Consider the following 18,005-nt stretch of genomic DNA (forward strand, 5'->3'; position numbering starts at 1 on the left):
TACCGATTAGACTTTTTGATCCAGTTTTTTGGAACCGGTTACCGGAGGAAGATTGGAAGCGAGAGATTGGTAGATTTGTTCCGCGAGTCCGAGCGAGGAATTGGAAGAAAGATTTTTCGCATATTCGTCGTAGAGCATGTCTTCGAAAATTTCCTCCGCGTGTCCGCCGTCGATCAAACCCGATTTTTCGACGGTCTTTTTCATTTCGGTTAACATCATCTTGACGAAAATCGATTCGAATTCCACGGAAGCAGAATATAATTTTTTTCGATATGGGTCGGCTTGGATTTCTTCCTTGATATTATGAGGAAGACGTATTTCAGAGGAACTGATCTTACCGGAAAGTTTTTCGTTAAATTCTTCCCTAAGTTGATCCGGAAAAGAAACGTTTTGTTTTCCCTGGCTCGCTTTTTCGGCGTTGATAAGACTTCTTACCTCCGACTTTTCCAGGAGATTTAACTTGTTAGTATAATCGTTGATCGAATCGATTTTCATTGGATCTCCAGTTCGGCGTGTAAGGCTCCCGATTTTTTGAGTGCTTCTAAAATTGCTATGATGTCTCTTGTGGACGCTCCCACTTTGTTCAAGGCTTCCACAACGTCGCCTACGCTCGTGGATTCTTCGATAAGAAAGGAACTTTTTACGGGCTCCTGTTCTTTTCCGAGCCAGTTGCGTTTCCTGTTTTTGTCGGTGACAGAAAGATTCAATCCCGAACGTGAAACCGCAACTTCTTCGATCGTGATATTTCCACCCATGACGATCACTCCGGTTCTTTCGTTGATGACAACTCTGGGTTTTACTTGGGTTTCTACGGTAAGATTTTCAATGTCGCTTAACAAAGTTAAGAATAAGTCCGATTTGTTTTCGAAGGTTTTTCCGAGGACGATATTGATTTCAGACGGAGAAACGGGAACCACCGATTCCGGACCGATTCCGTGTTTTCCGGGAAGAATGGATCGGATCTGAGTGATGACGGCGTTTAAGGTGGTAAAGTCCTGATTGTCCAATTGAATTTGAACCCTTTCCGAGGCGTAAAAATTCTGATCTAATTCTTGTTCGACGATCGCACCGCCATGAATGAGACCTACCGTTTTTTTATTTCCACGTCCGCTCGTTCCACGTTCTTGTTCCTGTCTTCCGCCGAAAGAAATCACCCCGGAAGCTACCGCAAAAGTTTTATCACCTGCGGTTTTCAGAGGAGACTGGAGAAGCACTCCGCCTTCCAAGGATTTTGCGTCTCCGATCGAAGAGACCACTACGTTTAACTTATCACCTTTGCGGGCGTAGGTCGGAATCGTCGCCGTAATAAGGACGGATGCGATGTTTCGCGTTTGATCCGGTTTTAAATTGGCTTCTACTCCGAGGTTTTTGAGATAGTTTTTCATACTTTCGGATGTCATCGGAGTTTTGCTGTCGCCGGTTCCGGGAAGACCTACCACGATTCCGTATCCGGTGATTTGATTTTCACGAACGCCTTCGATTTTTGCGATATCCTTCAGTCGAAGTTCAGTCGCCGACAACCCGGCAATCAAAGATAAAAAACACATAAAGAATGCGGAATATTTCAATTTCATTGTGATTCTCCCAGAAGACGATTGAGTTGATTCAAAATCAGCCTTTGTTTTTCCTCTTCTGAAAGTTCCGCCTTGACGGTCACGGATCCGTCCGGATTGTTCACCGTCTTTAGAGCGATCGGCGGGGTCACCTGTTTGGGGTTGATTCTTCCATTGTATGTAACCTGCAAATTCGCGATTTTATCGGAATTCAGGGAAGAATCCTTTTCCACAAACTCGGGAGCGACCGTTCCCGCGAGAATCAGACTGTTTTCTTCTCCGTTGATCACACTCACCTTTTGTCCCTGAATGGAAAGAAGTCCGGTATTCGGATCGACTGCGGTTACGAGCGCAGTTAGATTTCCTTTGATCTTTCCTATCGACTTGATCTTTCCCTTGTTCTTGCGTGTAATCGTACGATCGTTGTTATATGACGGCATATCGGGAATGATTTTTTTATCGGGCATCGCCTTGAGAGTCAGAGTTTCGTCCGCATTGGACTCGAGTTCGAACTCGGCTTGAAGTCCGTTCGTGATTCTGATATAAAGAGGAGAACCAACTTTGAGATTCTGGCGGACCGAATACGGATTTTTATCGGTCCAAAGTGAGGAATCTTGCGCCCTCAGCCTGGATCCGTCCTCGACGAGAAGAACCAATATTAGTAAAACGTAAACAGTCCCGGCGCCGAGGATTCCCGGAAAAAGATCAAAGAGGATCTTTTTGATAGATTCGAATTTCATTCCGTGACCACCGTATTCTTATCCACGACCTTCGCTCTCATCTGCCCGTCTCTGGAATGAGTCGTAACCTGAACTTCGTCACCGATATTTCCGGAGCTCAAAGCCTTCACTTTTGTTTTAAGGACAAGACTTCCCTTATGATAGACCATAAGAATTTCTCCGCCTCTTTGGACGTCTGCGATCTTACGGACGTGTTTTTTACGGAAGATTTCACCTTCGTTCATATCCTTCAAAAGTGTCGAACCCAAAAGTTCCTTCCCTGGAGAATCTAAAATTTCTTCGGGAGTAAGGATTTCTTCTTCTTGAAAGTCGTTTTCGGTAACTCTGATTCCTTTGTTCAAAGATCGGACGGCTTTTTGAACACGAACCTTTTGTTCCACTTGAAATCGGATTCTTAAAGTATGCACTTTTTGATTTTGATAAAAAATTTCCAAAGACGCCATAACTTGCCCCGGATGCAGACGCGAAGCAAGGCTCGCCCAACGGAGTTCGACTCCTTCGGAAGGAACCTTGGTTTCACCGGATAAGAACGTTAGACGAAATTCTTCGTTTGGATGTTTCTTTTTAATTTCGTCGGAGAGAGAATCGGTAATCTCGGACGGTTCCAGAACGTGATTGAGCGGAAGTACCAGTGTTTCTTTTCCGGTCACGATCGGATCCAAATCCCTGTAGACGTTTAAAATTTCCTTGGAACCCACAAAGACCGGTTTTTTTAAATTTTTAAGAATGACTCGATCTTCAAAACCGTCCGGAATTCTCGCGATAGAAGAAAGGAAAACTTCGTCTCCGTCCACTACGGCGCGGCCCTTTAGGTAGATTCCGGAAACTCCCCTTCCCCAAAGAGGGTTCAAAAATAAAATCAGAAAGAGGAAAGTTATCGCGGTCTTCATAAGAAATTTATAAAATTCTTATCTCTTGAGTGAAATGGCGGTAGAGAGCATGTTGTCCGAGGTTTGGATCGCTTTCGAATTGGATTCGTAAGCCCTCTGTGCGACGATCATGTTCACCATCTCTTCCACGATTTTTACGTTACTCATCTCGAGAAAACCCTGGAGGACGTTTCCAAATCCTTCCATCCCCGGATTCCCCGGTATCTCGGGACCGGAAGCCATGGTCTCTTGAAATAAGTTTTTTCCGATGGCTGTAAGACCGGCGGGGTTTACAAAACGATAGAGTTCGACCTGACCGATTACGATCGGACGGATGTCAGCTCCTACCTTTACCGTAACTTCCCCTTGTTCGGAGATCATAAGCGTGTTTAAGATAGAGCCTTCGGGAAGAATGAGAGGCGGCTCCAGGAGATATCCGTTAGACGTCACCACCTGTTGATTCGAGTCGATCTTAAAAGATCCGTCTCTGGAGAATGCAAAACTTCCGTCCGGCATTTGGATCTTAAAAAATCCCATCTCACCGGTGATCGCCATATCCAGCTTGTTTCCCGTTGCTTGGAAGGAACCGATCTCAAAAAGTTTTTGGGAAGCCGCTGCGCGAACCCCGTGACCTACGTTCACTCCCGTGGGAATCTCGCTCACGGAAGTCGCCGGTGTTCCGGCCAAAACCTGATGTTGATAGACTAAGTCTTCAAAGTCCGCACGGTTCTTTTTAAAACCGGTTGTGTTTACGTTTGCCAAGTTGTTGGAAATCGTATCGATATGGAATTGCTGGGCAATCATACCCGTAGCCGCAGTCCAGAGTGAGCGCATCATATTCCGGTAACCCTCTTCTGTATTCAAGTTCGGTCGAAATCCGAAATTGGTGAAGGGGAAAGCTTCGAATTAGAGACAGAATTCGTAAAAAATGAGAGTTAAACGAGGAGGGGGAAGCCTCCCCCTCGCTGCAGCCGCAAAGCGTCTTCCGCTACCCCCTCTCCGGGCGACTTCTTTCAAATTCATTGCCCGGACCCAAAATGAGATTTGTAAAAGGACATTTATCCGAGTTCTTAGGAACGCCGCAGAAGAAAGAAGGAGTTCCCACACCGCAAGGGACACGGAGGGTTTAGTCTAAAACGCGCGTTTGCAGAAAACTTCGAATCTTTTGAAAATTACTTTGCCGCGTTTTAGACCGAGCGAGACTTCGCGAGCCCGGAGCGGCCCGACCGCGCCAGCGGATGCGGCCAAAGATTGTAGGAAGAGTCCCCTTTTTTTTGGAAAACTCTCCAAGGAACCATAGGAGTTCCCACACTCTCTTCTATTTGTAATTCCGAAAGACCACACAACGATTCGAGTTTGTGCCTTTCTCGTTGTTCGAGACGTTCCAGCAATTGGAGAGTTTTGTAAACTTCTGATCGTTGATAAACGTAGTTTCCCATTCTAATCCGGTTCCTGCGGCGGCTTGGATCACATATTCGTCCAGATTAAAAACGGTTCTTCCCTTTTTGATGTCCCCGACTTCCATCACACAAACGCCTTGAGGTTTTAGGACGCGGGAAAGTTCTTCCAAAGTTCCGTGAATAAAATCGGTCCAGCCGGAAAGGGTCGAGAAGATACTCGGCTTCTTATGATCCGGAAGTTCTATCTCTAAAAACCAGTAACGAAGCCAGTTGTCTTCTTCGTAGTTCACCTTATCGAGAAAAGGCGGAGACGTTATGACAAGATCGGTAACCGAGTCTTCGAGAGATTCAAGATGGAGAGAAGAATGATTCGTATAACGATTTCTTCCCGAGAACTCGTGATAGAACGGAGGAAGCGGAGTTTTTAGATCTCTCTTCATCTTCTGCATGATTCGAGATTTGATCTCCTTGTATTCAGGACGAATCCCCTTCTTCTCATTGTTCCGTTTCTGCGCGGAAGGAGGAATGGAAATCTGAGGAAAACTATAAACTGAAAAGAAGCCGTCGCTGTGCCCGTGCAAACGAGAAAGGGCGGTGACTCCGATGTATTGAATTTCAGGAGTCCCGTCTTGTGCGAGAATTCTTTTGAGATTCTTGATCTCTTTTAAAGTGTCTTTATGATAGAATGCGAGAAGATCCTTGTCTTCTTTTTCTTCGGAAATCTTTTTCTTGAGATCCAGACCCGAAAGAATTTTCTCCATACTTTCGATCGAAGGAACGATCTGTCTTGACTTCGCGAGAAACAAGGACATAGGACTGATATCGTTGTGAATCGCGGTATGTCCTTCCAGATTGGCTTGGATCGAAGTGGTTCCTCTTCCGCCAAACGGGTCCAAGACGACTCCCTTATTCCCCGAAAGATATTTATCCAAGAAGAATGCGGGGAGTTCCGGTTTGAACGAGGCGCGATAACTTACGCTGTAATGAATGGAGTGTGATTGTCTCTGGCGCGAAGTCCAGAATTCTCCGGTTTGAATTTTTCTTTCTTTTCTTTTGAGTGCGGTCGACATCCAGGAGGCCTCGTATGAAAAGATTTTCGGTCTTCCAACGAGTTTTCACCTGAAGAAAAAGAAGAGTGAAAGATAGGACTTCGTTTTTGCAAAAGGAAAATTTCGACCGGTTTGTTATGTCTCTCCTGCACGCCGCTCTTTCCAAAAAGCTAACACGGCAAACGTTTAGAATTTCACGGAGACAAAATTTAGCGAAGCGAATGAAATTCTCAAATCTCCTTTTTGTTTCCGGGCAGGCAGTCGGCTGTTTCGCAAAATGATATCGAGACCGGCTCGATTTGATTTGTCATTTCGAGTGTGGAATTTTGGATGGATAGAAGAACCAGGAATATTCCTTTTTCATAATTTACCCGATGACCCAAAACAAAACCGCACCCTACTCCACGGAGTCCCTTGATTTAGAATTCGACAAAGAAGTTTTTTGGAACCGTTTTTTCGAAAGGAGCGGACTCATCCTCGGTTACGGGGCTTACTTGGTTTGTTTTATCATCGTTTTCGGTTTAAAAATGGAGGCCGTCAAATACGCGTCCCTCTTTTATCTGGGTCTTTTTACTCGTTTCTCAAGCCTTCTCATTGGAAAATTCTACGAAATTCCTTCCGTGTTTCGGAATCTTTTTTCGGACGATTCCGCGCTTATTTCCGCGAGTTGGGAATATCTGAAGGTCAATCGGGAAAAAGCTTTTCTCCGGCTTGCATCTCGTTTATACGGAATGAACGACGCCTCCGAACTCTATAACGCAAACGATGAGAAACTGATCGAACTTTTAAGGCCAAAAATGAAGAAACCCTGGAAGAAGGCGGGAAAACTCTACTTCTTCTTTTTTTATCTTCCAGTTTCTCTAATTTTGATTGGCATCTCTATCTTAAACTGATTGAGTCAATCTTCAGTGAAGTTTTTTATCTCATACTTTTGGATCGTTTTCGTTCTTTTGTTTTGTAAGAGCGAACCCGCAGTTTTGTCTCTTCCTCCGATGCCCTTTTCCGAAAAAAATCTGAATTGGGACGGAAAGTCCGCCTGCGCCGTGTTAGTCAATCTTGCGGCAAGAACCAAAATCTACTTTCAAAAAGAAGAATGTTTTTACAAGTCCCCGCCCGCGTCTCTCTTTCATACCTTCCTCGCGTTAAACGCCCTGGAAAGCGGTTATCTCAAAGAAGACCAGTCCCTATTTTTCTGGGATAAAACAAGACATCCTTATATACGTTGGCAAAAGGATCAAAATCTAAAATCGGCGCTTGAGTATTCGGTGCATTGGTATTTCGCGAAACTCTGGAACGATATCGGCCCGGAAAAAGGAAAACAACTTCTGGAAAGAGTGAACGGTTTCTCAAGTCCGGTTCCGATCACGAGAAACTCTTTTTGGCTGGATGGATCTTACACGGTCTCTCCTTCCGAATTCGTAGATTTCCTAACGCGTCTGCAAGAATCGAATCCTCCCTTTCGAAAAAAGACGATTCAGACCGTCTTCGGTCTTTTAAAACGAGAAGCGGGGTCCCTTTCCAACGCGAGCGGAAATCACGACCTTCCCGGAACCTGGAGCGGAATCGAAGATTACCGATCAGATTCTTCTTTTTACTACAATCAAGACGAGGCAAACTCTTGGTTCTGGGCATTGTTTCAAAAAGAAGGAAAACAGTGGCTGGTTTTAACTCGAGTGAGAACGACGGGACAACCCGCCGCTCCGTTGGAAGCGGCAAAACTCGCTTCTAAGATTATCCAAGAAGAATTTTTACAGCTCTCCCCTTTACCGTAAATCGCATTTGTTAAACGAAGTCGATTGGAAGAACGATTCACTTCACCTTTTGGAAAAAATAAAAAAATCGACATTCTAAGGTGTTGTGTTTCCTTTTTTTGAATCCGGCATTTCCTAACGGTAAAATTATAAGAATATCAATCCTGAAAGCTCGAAATCCAAATTAAAATCTGAATGACGAATCCAGAATTCGGAGAGAATCTGCTCCCAGAGACAGGATTTCCCTCATGAAAAAAATTTCGGTATTTTATATTTTTCTAATTTTCTCTTTTGTTTTTTCCCTCGCTTTTATCCTGCAGTCCGGGAAAGACTTGGAACCGAAAAAGGAAACTTTTCATTCTTCTCAAAGTTCGGAAACAAAATCGGCGAATCAGAAAAAAACTCCGATTCAAAACGTTTTGGAAAGACCCGGGTTGCTCGATTTCAAATCTATCGGCGAGATTTTTTCAGGACACCTCAAACAACCTCTTTCTAGATTATTACTCCAACTGATCGCGATCATGCTCGCAGCGAGATTTTTCGGAAAAGTCGCGACTCTTGTAGGACAACCCGCCGTGATAGGAGAAATCCTTGCCGGAATTCTTTTAGGCCCTTCTTTGCTCGGTTTTTTGTTTCCGGAAGGATTTGCGCTTCTTTTCCCGAAAGAATCCTTGTCGACGCTTCAGATTCTCAGTCAGTTGGGTCTTCTGCTTTTTATGTTTGTGATCGGAATGGAATTGGATCTCAAAATTCTAAAAAACCAAGCAGAGTCCGCGATCGTCATCTCTCACTCGAGTATCATGTTTCCATTTCTTTTGGGGGCCGGTCTCGCCTACTTTATCTACATTCCTCTGGCGCCGGAGAAAGTCGATTTTATAGCGTTTTGTCTTTTTATGGGGATCGGAATGAGTATTACCGCGTTTCCGGTCCTCGCAAGAATTATTCTGGAGAAAGGTTGGACCAAAACCACGTTAGGCAGTCTTGCAATCACGGCAGCCGCGGCGGACGACGTGACGGCTTGGTGTGTTCTTGCGATCGTGGTGACTATCGTAAACGCAGGATCGTTCTCCTCCGGAATTCTTACGATTCTTATGTCCGTTACCTACATGATCGTGATGTGGAAAGCGATTCTTCCTCTCATGAGAAGGGCGGGAAACCTCTATACTACCAAAGAATCGATGACCAAAACGATATCCGCATTCTTCTTTCTTTTTATCTTTATCTCCTCTTGGATCACCGAGGCGATCGGCATACACGCGTTATTCGGTGCGTTTGTCGCGGGTGTGGTCATGCCCGATAAAAAGGAACTTCGAAGCAATCTGGTGGATAAAATCGAAGACTTCAGCCTCACCGTATTACTTCCCCTCTTTTTCGCCTTTACGGGTCTTCGAACCAAAATCGGACTTCTTTCGAGTTCAGGACTCTGGCCGATTTTTTTCCTGATTCTTTTTGTCGCGATCCTTGGAAAGTTAGGCGGAAGCGCGATCGCGTCCAGACTCTCCGGTAAGAATTGGAAGGATTCTCTTTCCATCGGGATTCTCATGAACACCAGAGGTTTGATGGAGCTGATCGTTTTGAACATAGGTTACGATCTTGGAGTTTTGTCCGAGGAAATTTTCTCGATGATGGTTCTTATGGCATTGACCACCACCGTAATGACCGGTCCGGGTCTAAAAATCGTAGACTGGTTTTTTTCCAAAGAGGAAACGTTTTCAAAATACAGATCCGGAAACGGAATTTTAATTTCCTTTGCACAACATTCCAGAGGTTTGGAACTATTAAAGATTGCTTATGGACTTTTTCCGGAAAAGAAAAAAGAAAGAGAAGTAACCGCGGTCCATCTTTCTCCCGATTCGAATATCTCCGAATCGCACGCTGAAAAATACGAGGCCTCGAGTTTCACACCTTTGAAAGAACTTTCAAAGGACTTGAACATTCGCCTGAAAACGATCTACAAAACTTCCACGAATATCACCAAAGACATCATTCGAATTTTAGAAGACGGCAACTTTAAACTACTTTTGATCGGCGCCGCCCGTTCTTTTTTCTCGGACGATATCCTCGGAGGAAAGATCCGTACGATTCTGAAAGAAACCGATTGTAATACTGGAATTTTATTCTCATCCCAACTGGAAGACGTAAAGAACATCCATATTCTTTTCGGATCCGAAAAGGATTTGGCCCTTTTGCAGATCGCAAAAAGGCTTGCGTCCAACTATAATTCTAAACTTTCGATCGTCGATCTGAACGGTTCCGTGGATCAAATTCCCTCCAAGATCAAACAAAATCTAAAACGGGAAAAGGTAAAAATCCTTCAGCCGGGTTCGAGCGTTTCCGATTGGAAACAGTTTGATCTGATCCTTTGCGATTTGGATATCTGGGAAAATCATCCGGAATTTCGTGTGGACGAACTCCCAAAGGGAGGCGGGCTTCTTTTGATTCGATCCGTGGATGAATTTTTACTCGAAGGCTGAGCGACCCAAGTTTCGTTCGAGTTCCAAGAGCGCATAACGCGAAGATTTAGCTTTTTGCAAGGCTTCCGAAAGTTGGAGCTCAAGATCGCAGTTAGACGAAATAGAATTCCCCAGATCCAGGTCTTAACTTTCTCCTTCTCCAGCCTCGCTTTCATCCTTTGTTTTCCAAAACGGCAAAAGAGCGATTCCAAAAAGAATCGGGTAAACGCCTATAAAAAGAATAAGCCTCGTATTACCGGAATACTCGATTCCCAAAAAGGAAAAATCCGAGATACAACAAAAAAGAGATCGCACCGTTAAAATTTGCGGAGGCCCCCAAAAACAAAAGATGTCGTTTTATCGCAGAAGTTCGCGTTGTTTTGAGTGGACAAAGAAACGGATCGTAAGAATTCTATGGATTCCATTATGGAGAAGACAATCCATCAGATATTGAATCGAGATTCGAGAGAACCATTTCCGATCGATTCCGATACCGTGGATTTGATTCTCACATCTCCTCCGTATCCGATGATTGAAATGTGGGACGATCTTTTTTTCGGTTTTTCGGATTCTATACGAGAAACCATTTCGGTAAATCCGAATCTTTCCTTTGAAAAGATGCACTTGGAGTTGGACAAGGTCTGGAAAGAATCGTTTCGCGTTCTGAAAGACGGCGGTTTTCTGGTGATCAATATCGGCGACGCGACTCGGAAGACGAACTCCGGTTTCCAAATTTTTATGAATCACGCTCGAGTGATTCAAAGTTGCAATTTTTTCGGCTTTCAAAGTCTTCCGGGAATCCTCTGGAGAAAACAAACCAATTCCCCCAATAAATTCATGGGTTCCGGAATGTTGCCGGCCGGCGCGTATGTAACCTTAGAACATGAACACATTCTAATATTCCGAAAAGGGAATAAACGAAAGTTCTCATCCAAATCTGAAAAATTAGCGAGAGCGCGGAGCGCATTTTTTTGGGAAGAACGCAATCTCTGGTTTTCCGATCTCTGGGATTTTAAGGGAAAAAAACAAGGCCTGGATTCGATCGCGGGAAGAGAAAGGAGCGCGGCCTATCCCTTGGAACTCGCAAATCGAATTCTCCGAATGTATTCTCTCAAAGGGGATTTGGTTTTGGATCCCTTTCTCGGAACGGGAACTACAACTCTTTCTGCCATAGGCAACTGTAGGAACTCCATCGGTTTTGATCTGGATTCCAATCTTCTTCAAAATCCGTTTCAAAATCTATCCGCTCTTCCCGAAGAACTCAATCGAATCGTGGAAAAAAGAAAAACCAATCACGATCTTTTCGTACATTCAAGACTCGAAGAAGGAAAATCTTTTCTTCATTTCAATCAAAGTCTGCAAACTCCGGTCGTCACCAATCAGGAAAAATTCCTCACTTTGGAAAAAATTACGAGGATCGAACGAAACGGCGATAACGGTATCGAAGTCGAATATTCTCCCCATTTTCAAGCGGTCGCTCCGCCGCAACTCGAACCCGCACCGGCCGTACAACCGTAACAATGTTCGCCGACGCGGATCGTTCTTTTTAACAAAAGGTCTCCGTCGTAATCTCTGATCGTTTGATTTTCACTTTCCACTTTCATCTCCAGCATCTGATTGAAATCGCAATCATAGAGCGAACCGTCGTATCCAACGCTGAGCGTATTCTTACACATAACCCCTAAAGCGGCGGACGGATTATAGGAAGAGACTAGTTTTTCGAGATAATTTTCGAGATTTCCGCTTTCCTGCAGATATTCCAAATATCTAGAAATTGGCATATTCGTAATCGTGAATAAAGAATTGAACCGGATACCGTGTTCCTTTTCGAGAGAATTTTTAAACTCCTTCTCAAGCGACCCTTGAGCCCCCGGTAAAAAAGCTCCCGCAGGATTGTAGACAAGATTCAATACAAGACCGGAATCGGGAATTCCGTATCCGACCGCGTTCAGACGTTTGAGGGCCTCTATCGAACGATCAAAAACCCCTTCTCCTCTCTGAGAATCGGTTCTTCTTTTTTCAAAGTAAGGAAGACTGGAAATAACTTCCACCTTGTTTTCCGCATAAAATCGGGGAAGATCCGCATAACGCGCACCCGCGAGTAGAATGGTTAGATTACAACGAACCAACACTTTTTTATCGAGCTTTCGAAGTTCCAACACGAGCCACCGAAACTCGGGATGCATTTCGGGAGCCCCTCCGGTGATATCCACAGTCGGTATCGGACTCGTTGCAAGGACGCTCAAACAGTGAAACATCGTATCCTTGCTCATACTTTCCTTTCGATCCGGACCTGCGTCCACGTGACAGTGTTTGCAGGTTTGATTGCAGAGTTTTCCGAGGTTCATCTGAAAGATCTCAGTGGGAATCGGATGCAGAGCCCCGACTCCGGATTGATCGAGTTTATCGGAGAAAGACGGAAAATTCTTATCCGCAAAGACCTCTTTTAAGATCCGAAACTGCCGCTGCGGAGAAACCAATTCGCTTCCTCGAGACTGTAAGGATTTCATCATTCTTTCTCCAAAAACTTTCTCATACGATCACATCCCGAGTTCTTTGACTTTATTCATCATCTGAACCGAATGTACAAGAGACGCTCCCCCGCGAATCGCCGCCGCGACGTGAACCGCTTCCATCAGTCCGGCTTCACTCACTCCCTTTTCGAGAGTGTCCGTCGTATAGGCATCGATACAATACGGACATTGAATCGCGTGAGAAACCGCGAGTGCGATCAGAGATTTTTCGCGGGCGGTCAAAGCCCCGTCCGCAAAAACGTCTCCATAATAATCAAAAAACTTTTTCGCAAGATTGGGTTGGAATTCTCCGATACTTCCGAATTTTTTGAGATCTTCGGGGACGTAGTAACTTTCTTTAGACATAGATCGATTCCTTTTTTGACGAGTATTTCGGTGAAATCAAATTTCGCTTATAGACGTTGATCTTTTTAGAATCAACCGTTTGGAAACGTTTGTAAAATCAATTCTTCGCCTTGAACGTGAGATTGTTACACTTTTCGCAGATCTCTTTCGGAATCACTCCCCATTGCATCAGATATCCGAACACAAAACAACCGGCGCAAAAACCGACGATCGATTCAAGCGCGGCGAAAAAGGACAAAATTCCGAGCACAATTTTAAACGCAAATATCTGTTCTTGAAAGAGTAAAATAAGAGACGTTAGGCTAAACAGAAACCCAATCGTTTGTGCGAATCGTTTTGGAGGACCGGGTGTCGGGCGATCCCCTAAATGAAACAAGGGAACGATTCCGTGGATTGCAATCTTTGCAAAAAGTGAAAACTTCGGCCCGTACAAAACTCGGGCGCTAAAACCGTAAAACAAAGCCAGATTCAACCAAATCGATTGTGTAAACAACGTAGCCAAACTGAGAGCCAGAACAAGACCTGCAACCGATCTCGCGGCGTATTCATTGACCGAATCCGGGAAATTTCCGATACGAATCATCCGTCCTCCTATCCCTCTTGGATAACGACAGGTCCCATTCTTAGACCGAATTCGTATTTTAAAAAATGAACCACAAGTTCTGCAATAATTTTAAATATTTTGCTATAACATTATTTTTTCTGCTATAACGAAATATCGATTGTCATATAGAAATTCCCAGATTCTTCTGACAAAAAAAAGAAATCCAGGTTTGAGATCCTTCTAAATGATAGAATGAAAAGATCTCCAGGCTGCTCAGGAAAAAAACGATGAAACTTCAAGCTGCATTCTTAACTTTTCTAGTCCTTACACCGAGTTTCCTTTTTGCACAAAGGTCGGAATCCTGGATTCTCACCCCCGGCGAAGCCAGGGCACTATTACCCAATAGCCTCGTATTGGATACAAGATCTCGTTCCATTTTTTACAGAGAACATATCAACGGTTCCCGTTCCGTTTCTTGGGAAGAATTTTCGGTTCCCAATCTTCCGTTTCGCGGAAACTTGCTTCCGCCGGAGATTCTCAAAAAAAAATTAGAATCCTATGGGATCGACAACAACCAACCCGTACTCGTTATCAGCGAACCTAAAAACAACTGGGGGGAAGACGGAAGAATCGTTTGGATGCTTCGTTCTCTCGGACATCGTTCCGCATTTTTAGTCGACGGAGGTTATTCCGGCCTAAAACGCCTGGGGGCCCCGGTCTCCAACCAAGGAGAACCGAAAAATAAGGGTTCGTTATCGATCAAAGCCGATCCAAAACTCACGGCGACTTCTTTGGAAATCAAATCCAATCTCAAAAATCGAAAGTACGTCTTTTTAGACACGAGGGAAGAAAGGGAATTTTTAGGCGAAACTCCTTACGGAGAATCCAGAGGCGGACATATCCCCGGCGCAAAACATCTCTATTACAAAAATCTGTTACACGACGACGGTTCTCTTTTATCTTCGGAAGAAATTTCCGAGAAAATCAAAGAACTCGGAATCGGAAGAGAATCGATCATAGTCGCTTATTGCACCGGCGGAATCCGTTCCGCTTGGGTGACCGCGGTTCTTAGAAACGAAGGATATAACGCAAAAAACTACGCGGGTTCGATGTGGGAATGGTCTTCAGGAAACGAAAAGGATTTTCCCCTCGACGTAAAATGATCGATATCAAAATACTTCATTTTTTGAATATTCTAAATTCGTGGAGTACAATTCGGATCGGATTGGGAATTTCAGTCGCATTTTCCTCTTTTTACGTTTGCAAAAACGATTCCGAACTCACTCCCGTAAAGGATCGTTTCCCCGGTCGCGCCTGGGCCGAACCCGTGAACGTCGTAAAATCGCTTCCCGGAATCGAAGGTCTTACCGCTAAAGATTGCGGAAGATGTCACGAAGATCATTATAAAGAATGGAAAACTTCCACACACGCAAATGCCTTTACGGATCTTCAATTTCAGGCGGAACTTTCCAAACCCAATTCTCCACAATGGCTCTGTTTGAATTGTCATATTCCTTTGTCCGGTCAGAGAAGGGAAATTGCGACCCATCTCAAAGGCGGGGACGTATTTCAACCCGTACTCGTTTCCAACAAAAAGTTCGATCCGGAATGGGAGAAAGAAGGAATCAGTTGCGGAACCTGTCACCTCAAATCCGATTCCCAAGGGAATACGGTTCTCATCGGTCCTACGGGAGCACAAGCTCCGCATCCGGTTGAAAAAAACAGAGAGGCATTACACTCTCGTTGTAACGATTGTCACAACCAGGATTACAAACTCAACTTATCTCTCGTCTGTTATTTCAAAACCGGTGACGAATACAAAAAGAGCGTTCACTTTCCAAAAGAAGACTGCGTTAGCTGTCACATGCCGTCGATCAACCGTAGCATCGTACTTCCCGCTTTTCGAAAGGAAAAAAAAGATTCCCACAGACATACCTTTATCGGAGGAGGTGTTCCCAAAACCTTCGCGCTTTTCGACTCGCAGTGGAAAGATTATCAAAGCGGTCTGAAAATCGAAGAACCTCGATGGTCTTTTGAAAATAAAAACGTCCGATTGGATGTTACTCTGGAAAACACCTTTGCAGGCCACAGCGTTCCTACCGGAGACCCGGAAAGACATCTTTTGGTAGAAGCGATTCTTCAGGATACGAACGGCAAGGAGATTTTGAAAAAAGTCCAAAGGATCGGCCAAAACTGGGAGTGGTATCCGGAAGCTAAACTCGTAAACGACAATCGAATCCGTTCGGGTGAAAAAAGAAAGATGGAATGGAATCTAAAAATCGAACCGGACACCAAACCCGTTTTCGGTATTTTAAGAATTCTGCATGTTCGTTTAACAAAAGAAAACGCCGAACACATGAGAAAAAACGCCCCCAACACTCCGAAGGAAATCGGAGATAAACTGGGAAAAATCGAACTCAACTATCCCTTTGCTAACGTTTTTTACGAGTCTAAAACCGATCTAAACACGGGGAAAATTCGGATCACTTCCAAGGTAAAATTACTCGAGATTTCCAAACGAGGCGATCTGTGAGTTTACAATCGGTGAGCGTCGTCATTCCGGCGTTAAACGAAGAAAAGTCGATCGCTCTCGTTCTCAAGGATTTGCAAAAAATAAAAAACTCAAAGATCAGGGAAATCATCGTAGTCGACAACGGTTCCAGAGACAAAACTGCGGAGATCGCTTTTCAAAACGGGGCCGTCGTATTAAACGAATTTGAAAGAGGATACGGAGCCGCCTGTCTCAGAGGAATCCGAAGAATTTTAGAATCAGCCGATCCTCCGAATCTTGTGGCCTTTGTCGACGCGGACTATTCGGACTCTCCTGCGGAACTAGTCTATTTGTTAAACGAATTCCAAAATCCGAATATAGATCTCGTCGTCGGTTCGAGAGCTTTGGGAAAAGCCGAAAAAGGTTCCCTTTTGCCGGTTCAAAAATTCGGAAATCAACTTTCGACCTTTCTAATTCGAGTCCTTTACGGTGTAAAGTTTACGGACCTCGGCCCGTTTCGTGTGATCCGTTTGGATTCTCTCAAAAAATTGAATATGCAGGATCGGAATTTCGGATGGACTGTGGAAATGCAGATCAAAGCCGCCAAACTCGGAATGAATTGTGTGGAAGTTCCGGTCAGTTATAAAAAAAGAATCGGGACTTCCAAAGTAAGCGGAACGATTTCCGGTTCGATCAAGGCGGGCTGGAAAATTCTTTATACGATCGCAAAACTTCAATTCACCAAATGAGTAAGGAATTCGTTCTTTTTTTATTCTTTCTTCCCGGCGTGGCGTTTCAACTCTTCGGCGAAAGAAAAGACTTCGCACTTTTGATCGGATCCAATCTCCCGGCTTTTCTCGCTTATTTCCGGATCGTTTTTTCAAAAGAAATCGAGGATCGTTTTTCCTCGTTTACCAAAACAGTTGCAAAAATTCGAATATTGCTTCCCGAAATTTCGAGTTCGGAGTTTTCGTTTCGAACCTGGATCTTTTTAGGATTCGTTTTGAGAATCGGGATGTTTTTTTCGGAACCGATTTTATCCGAAGACGTAGATCGTTTTTTGTGGGACGGACTTTTGGTCCACGAAGGAATTTCTCCGTTTTCCATTCTTCCTAAGGAATTGGATCTTTCGGTTTTTAACGGGTCCGCCCGAATTCTTGTGGCTCAATTGTTAAACGAAATGAACTCCGCGAAATTCTATTCAGTCTACCCTCCTCTTCTTCAGTTTCTTTTTTATCTCAGCGCCAAGGGAATGCTCTGGTTTCAAAACGTTTCCGTCGGAATCGCGATCTGGAAATCGATTTTGATCTTTTCGGAGATCGGAGTTCTCCTGCTTCTTTGTAAAATCCTAAAAGAAAACGATCTTCCGATCCGAAGAAGTCTGATCTATTGGCTGAACCCTCTCGTGATTTTAGAGATTGCGGGTAACGCGCATCCGGAACCGGTTCTTCTTTTCTTTTTGGTCGGCGCGGTATATTCTCTTTGGAAATGGACAAAATATCAAAAAACAAAGGACTTTTTTTTTCACGTTGTCTTTGTAGTTTTGGGAATTCTCACCAAAATCACTCCGCTGATTCTTTTACCATGGACCGTTTTTACTTTATTCGGTAGAAAAAAATTTCTGCTTTTACTTCAAACTTCTCTTTTTGCAACGGTGTTTGCGTTAGTCGGTCTTTTCTTTTTTCGAGAAGAATTTTTTGAAAAACAAAACGAATCCGGTCTCGGAGTTTTTTTCCAACTTTTCGAATTTAACGGAGGTTTTTACTATTTGCTGAGAGAATTCCTAAGAACGATCGGAGCAAACTTTTATCTTGCGGGAAAGATCTGCGGATGGGCCGCGTTATTCCTCATTCTCGCGTTCTCGTATCAAAGAAAAAAAGAAACCGATCTCGGAGATTTTTTCGCCTCTGCGGAAACGATCTATCTTTTCTTTTTTCTTTTTTCCACGACGGTTCATCCTTGGTATATTCTTCCTTTGCTTGTTTTCAGCGTTTTTTCGGGGAGAATTTTTTCCATCGTTTGGTCCGCCTTGATTCTTCTTTCTTATTCCACATACGAGACGTTTCCGTATCGGGATTCTTTTTGGTGGATCGGCGTCGAATACGGAATTCTATTCTTCTTTTTGCATATTGATTACAAACTCATCTCTTCGCTGAATCCATCTACAAGAAGTTCGAGCACGACCTGATCGGATCCGAAAAGGTTCTTCTTTTTATTAGGATTCGACACAGTTCCTTCAAAACATTCTTTCTAAAAAAACCTTTCATCTATGACCT

17 protein-coding genes are annotated in these 18,005 nt (G+C 44.0%); 8 read left to right on the forward strand and 9 right to left on the reverse strand.

What is annotated here, in order from left to right:
• Positions 1 to 6: 6 nt before the first annotated feature.
• The 6 genes from JWG44_RS13485 to JWG44_RS13510 all read right to left on the reverse strand — a co-directional run bounded on the left by JWG44_RS13485 (position 7) and on the right by JWG44_RS13510 (position 5,632).
• The gene (locus JWG44_RS13485) at positions 7 to 495 is read right to left on the reverse strand and encodes a rod-binding protein (RefSeq protein ID WP_205275510.1); all 489 of its coding nucleotides are present in this window, start codon (positions 493 to 495) and stop codon (positions 7 to 9) included.
• On the reverse strand, positions 492 to 1,574 hold the full coding sequence (locus tag JWG44_RS13490) for a flagellar basal body P-ring protein FlgI (RefSeq protein WP_205275511.1): 1,083 nt from the start codon (positions 1,572 to 1,574) through the stop codon (positions 492 to 494). The genes JWG44_RS13485 and JWG44_RS13490 overlap by 4 nt, the downstream gene beginning before the upstream one ends.
• Positions 1,571 to 2,293, reverse strand: a complete 723-nt coding sequence (locus tag JWG44_RS13495; protein WP_205275513.1) for a flagellar basal body L-ring protein FlgH — start codon at positions 2,291 to 2,293, stop codon at positions 1,571 to 1,573. The genes JWG44_RS13490 and JWG44_RS13495 overlap by 4 nt, the downstream gene beginning before the upstream one ends.
• Complete coding sequence (gene flgA, locus JWG44_RS13500) at positions 2,290 to 3,183, reverse strand: flagellar basal body P-ring formation chaperone FlgA (RefSeq protein WP_205275515.1); 894 nt, start codon at positions 3,181 to 3,183, stop codon at positions 2,290 to 2,292. The genes JWG44_RS13495 and flgA overlap by 4 nt, the downstream gene beginning before the upstream one ends.
• Before the next feature lie 18 nt (positions 3,184 to 3,201).
• Positions 3,202 to 3,996, reverse strand: a complete 795-nt coding sequence (gene flgG, locus JWG44_RS13505; RefSeq protein ID WP_205275699.1) for a flagellar basal-body rod protein FlgG — start codon at positions 3,994 to 3,996, stop codon at positions 3,202 to 3,204.
• Between the two features lie 484 nt (positions 3,997 to 4,480).
• Positions 4,481 to 5,632, reverse strand: coding sequence for a DNA methyltransferase (locus JWG44_RS13510; RefSeq protein ID WP_205275516.1), 1,152 nt, complete (start codon positions 5,630 to 5,632; stop codon positions 4,481 to 4,483).
• A gap of 353 nt (positions 5,633 to 5,985) precedes the next feature.
• On the opposite strand from JWG44_RS13510, the gene JWG44_RS13515 reads away from it, so the two are divergent.
• The 4 genes from JWG44_RS13515 (at position 5,986) to JWG44_RS13530 (ending at position 11,333) form a co-directional block, all read left to right on the forward strand.
• The gene (locus JWG44_RS13515) at positions 5,986 to 6,504 is read left to right on the forward strand and encodes a hypothetical protein (protein ID WP_205275517.1); all 519 of its coding nucleotides are present in this window, start codon (positions 5,986 to 5,988) and stop codon (positions 6,502 to 6,504) included.
• Between the two features lie 57 nt (positions 6,505 to 6,561).
• Positions 6,562 to 7,383, forward strand: a complete 822-nt coding sequence (locus JWG44_RS13520) for a penicillin-binding transpeptidase domain-containing protein (RefSeq protein WP_232371649.1) — start codon at positions 6,562 to 6,564, stop codon at positions 7,381 to 7,383.
• Between the two features lie 227 nt (positions 7,384 to 7,610).
• Entirely contained in the window at positions 7,611 to 9,836 is a 2,226-nt protein-coding gene (locus JWG44_RS13525) for a cation:proton antiporter (protein WP_205275519.1), read from the forward strand.
• A gap of 405 nt (positions 9,837 to 10,241) precedes the next feature.
• Entirely contained in the window at positions 10,242 to 11,333 is a 1,092-nt protein-coding gene (locus JWG44_RS13530) for a DNA-methyltransferase (RefSeq protein WP_205275702.1), read from the forward strand.
• Here the strand turns inward: JWG44_RS13530 and arsS are convergent.
• From arsS to JWG44_RS13545, 3 genes are all read right to left on the reverse strand, one after another.
• Positions 11,282 to 12,325 carry an arsenosugar biosynthesis radical SAM (seleno)protein ArsS gene (arsS, locus tag JWG44_RS13535; RefSeq protein ID WP_205275701.1) on the reverse strand — a complete coding sequence of 348 codons (1,044 nt, stop codon included), beginning with the start codon at positions 12,323 to 12,325 and terminating at the stop codon, positions 11,282 to 11,284. The two genes, JWG44_RS13530 and arsS, sit on opposite strands and share 52 nt — an antisense overlap.
• A gap of 30 nt (positions 12,326 to 12,355) precedes the next feature.
• Positions 12,356 to 12,694 carry an arsenosugar biosynthesis-associated peroxidase-like protein gene (locus JWG44_RS13540; RefSeq protein ID WP_205275523.1) on the reverse strand — a complete coding sequence of 113 codons (339 nt, stop codon included), beginning with the start codon at positions 12,692 to 12,694 and terminating at the stop codon, positions 12,356 to 12,358.
• 97 nt (positions 12,695 to 12,791) lie between these two features.
• Positions 12,792 to 13,277: a DUF4395 domain-containing protein gene (locus JWG44_RS13545; protein ID WP_205275524.1), complete on the reverse strand. Its 486-nt coding sequence runs from the start codon at positions 13,275 to 13,277 to the stop codon at positions 12,792 to 12,794.
• Positions 13,278 to 13,525: 248 nt separating this feature from the next.
• Here JWG44_RS13545 and JWG44_RS13550 point away from each other — a divergent pair, with 248 nt between their 5' ends.
• From JWG44_RS13550 to JWG44_RS13565, 4 genes are read left to right on the forward strand one after another with little or no spacing between them, the layout of a single operon-like run.
• Positions 13,526 to 14,401, forward strand: coding sequence for a sulfurtransferase (locus JWG44_RS13550; RefSeq protein WP_205275525.1), 876 nt, complete (start codon positions 13,526 to 13,528; stop codon positions 14,399 to 14,401).
• Complete coding sequence (locus tag JWG44_RS13555) at positions 14,398 to 15,771, forward strand: multiheme c-type cytochrome (protein ID WP_205275526.1); 1,374 nt, start codon at positions 14,398 to 14,400, stop codon at positions 15,769 to 15,771. Before JWG44_RS13550 ends, JWG44_RS13555 begins: the two co-directional genes overlap by 4 nt.
• Positions 15,768 to 16,478 (forward strand): glycosyltransferase family 2 protein, encoded by a 711-nt coding sequence (locus JWG44_RS13560; protein ID WP_205275527.1) that lies wholly within the window; start codon positions 15,768 to 15,770, stop codon positions 16,476 to 16,478. Before JWG44_RS13555 ends, JWG44_RS13560 begins: the two co-directional genes overlap by 4 nt.
• Positions 16,475 to 17,917, forward strand: a complete 1,443-nt coding sequence (locus JWG44_RS13565; RefSeq protein ID WP_205275529.1) for a dolichyl-phosphate-mannose--protein mannosyltransferase — start codon at positions 16,475 to 16,477, stop codon at positions 17,915 to 17,917. Before JWG44_RS13560 ends, JWG44_RS13565 begins: the two co-directional genes overlap by 4 nt.
• Positions 17,918 to 18,005: the final 88 nt, after the last annotated feature.

Source organism: Leptospira ainazelensis (assembly GCF_016918785.1).
GTDB lineage: Bacteria > Spirochaetota > Leptospiria > Leptospirales > Leptospiraceae > Leptospira > Leptospira ainazelensis.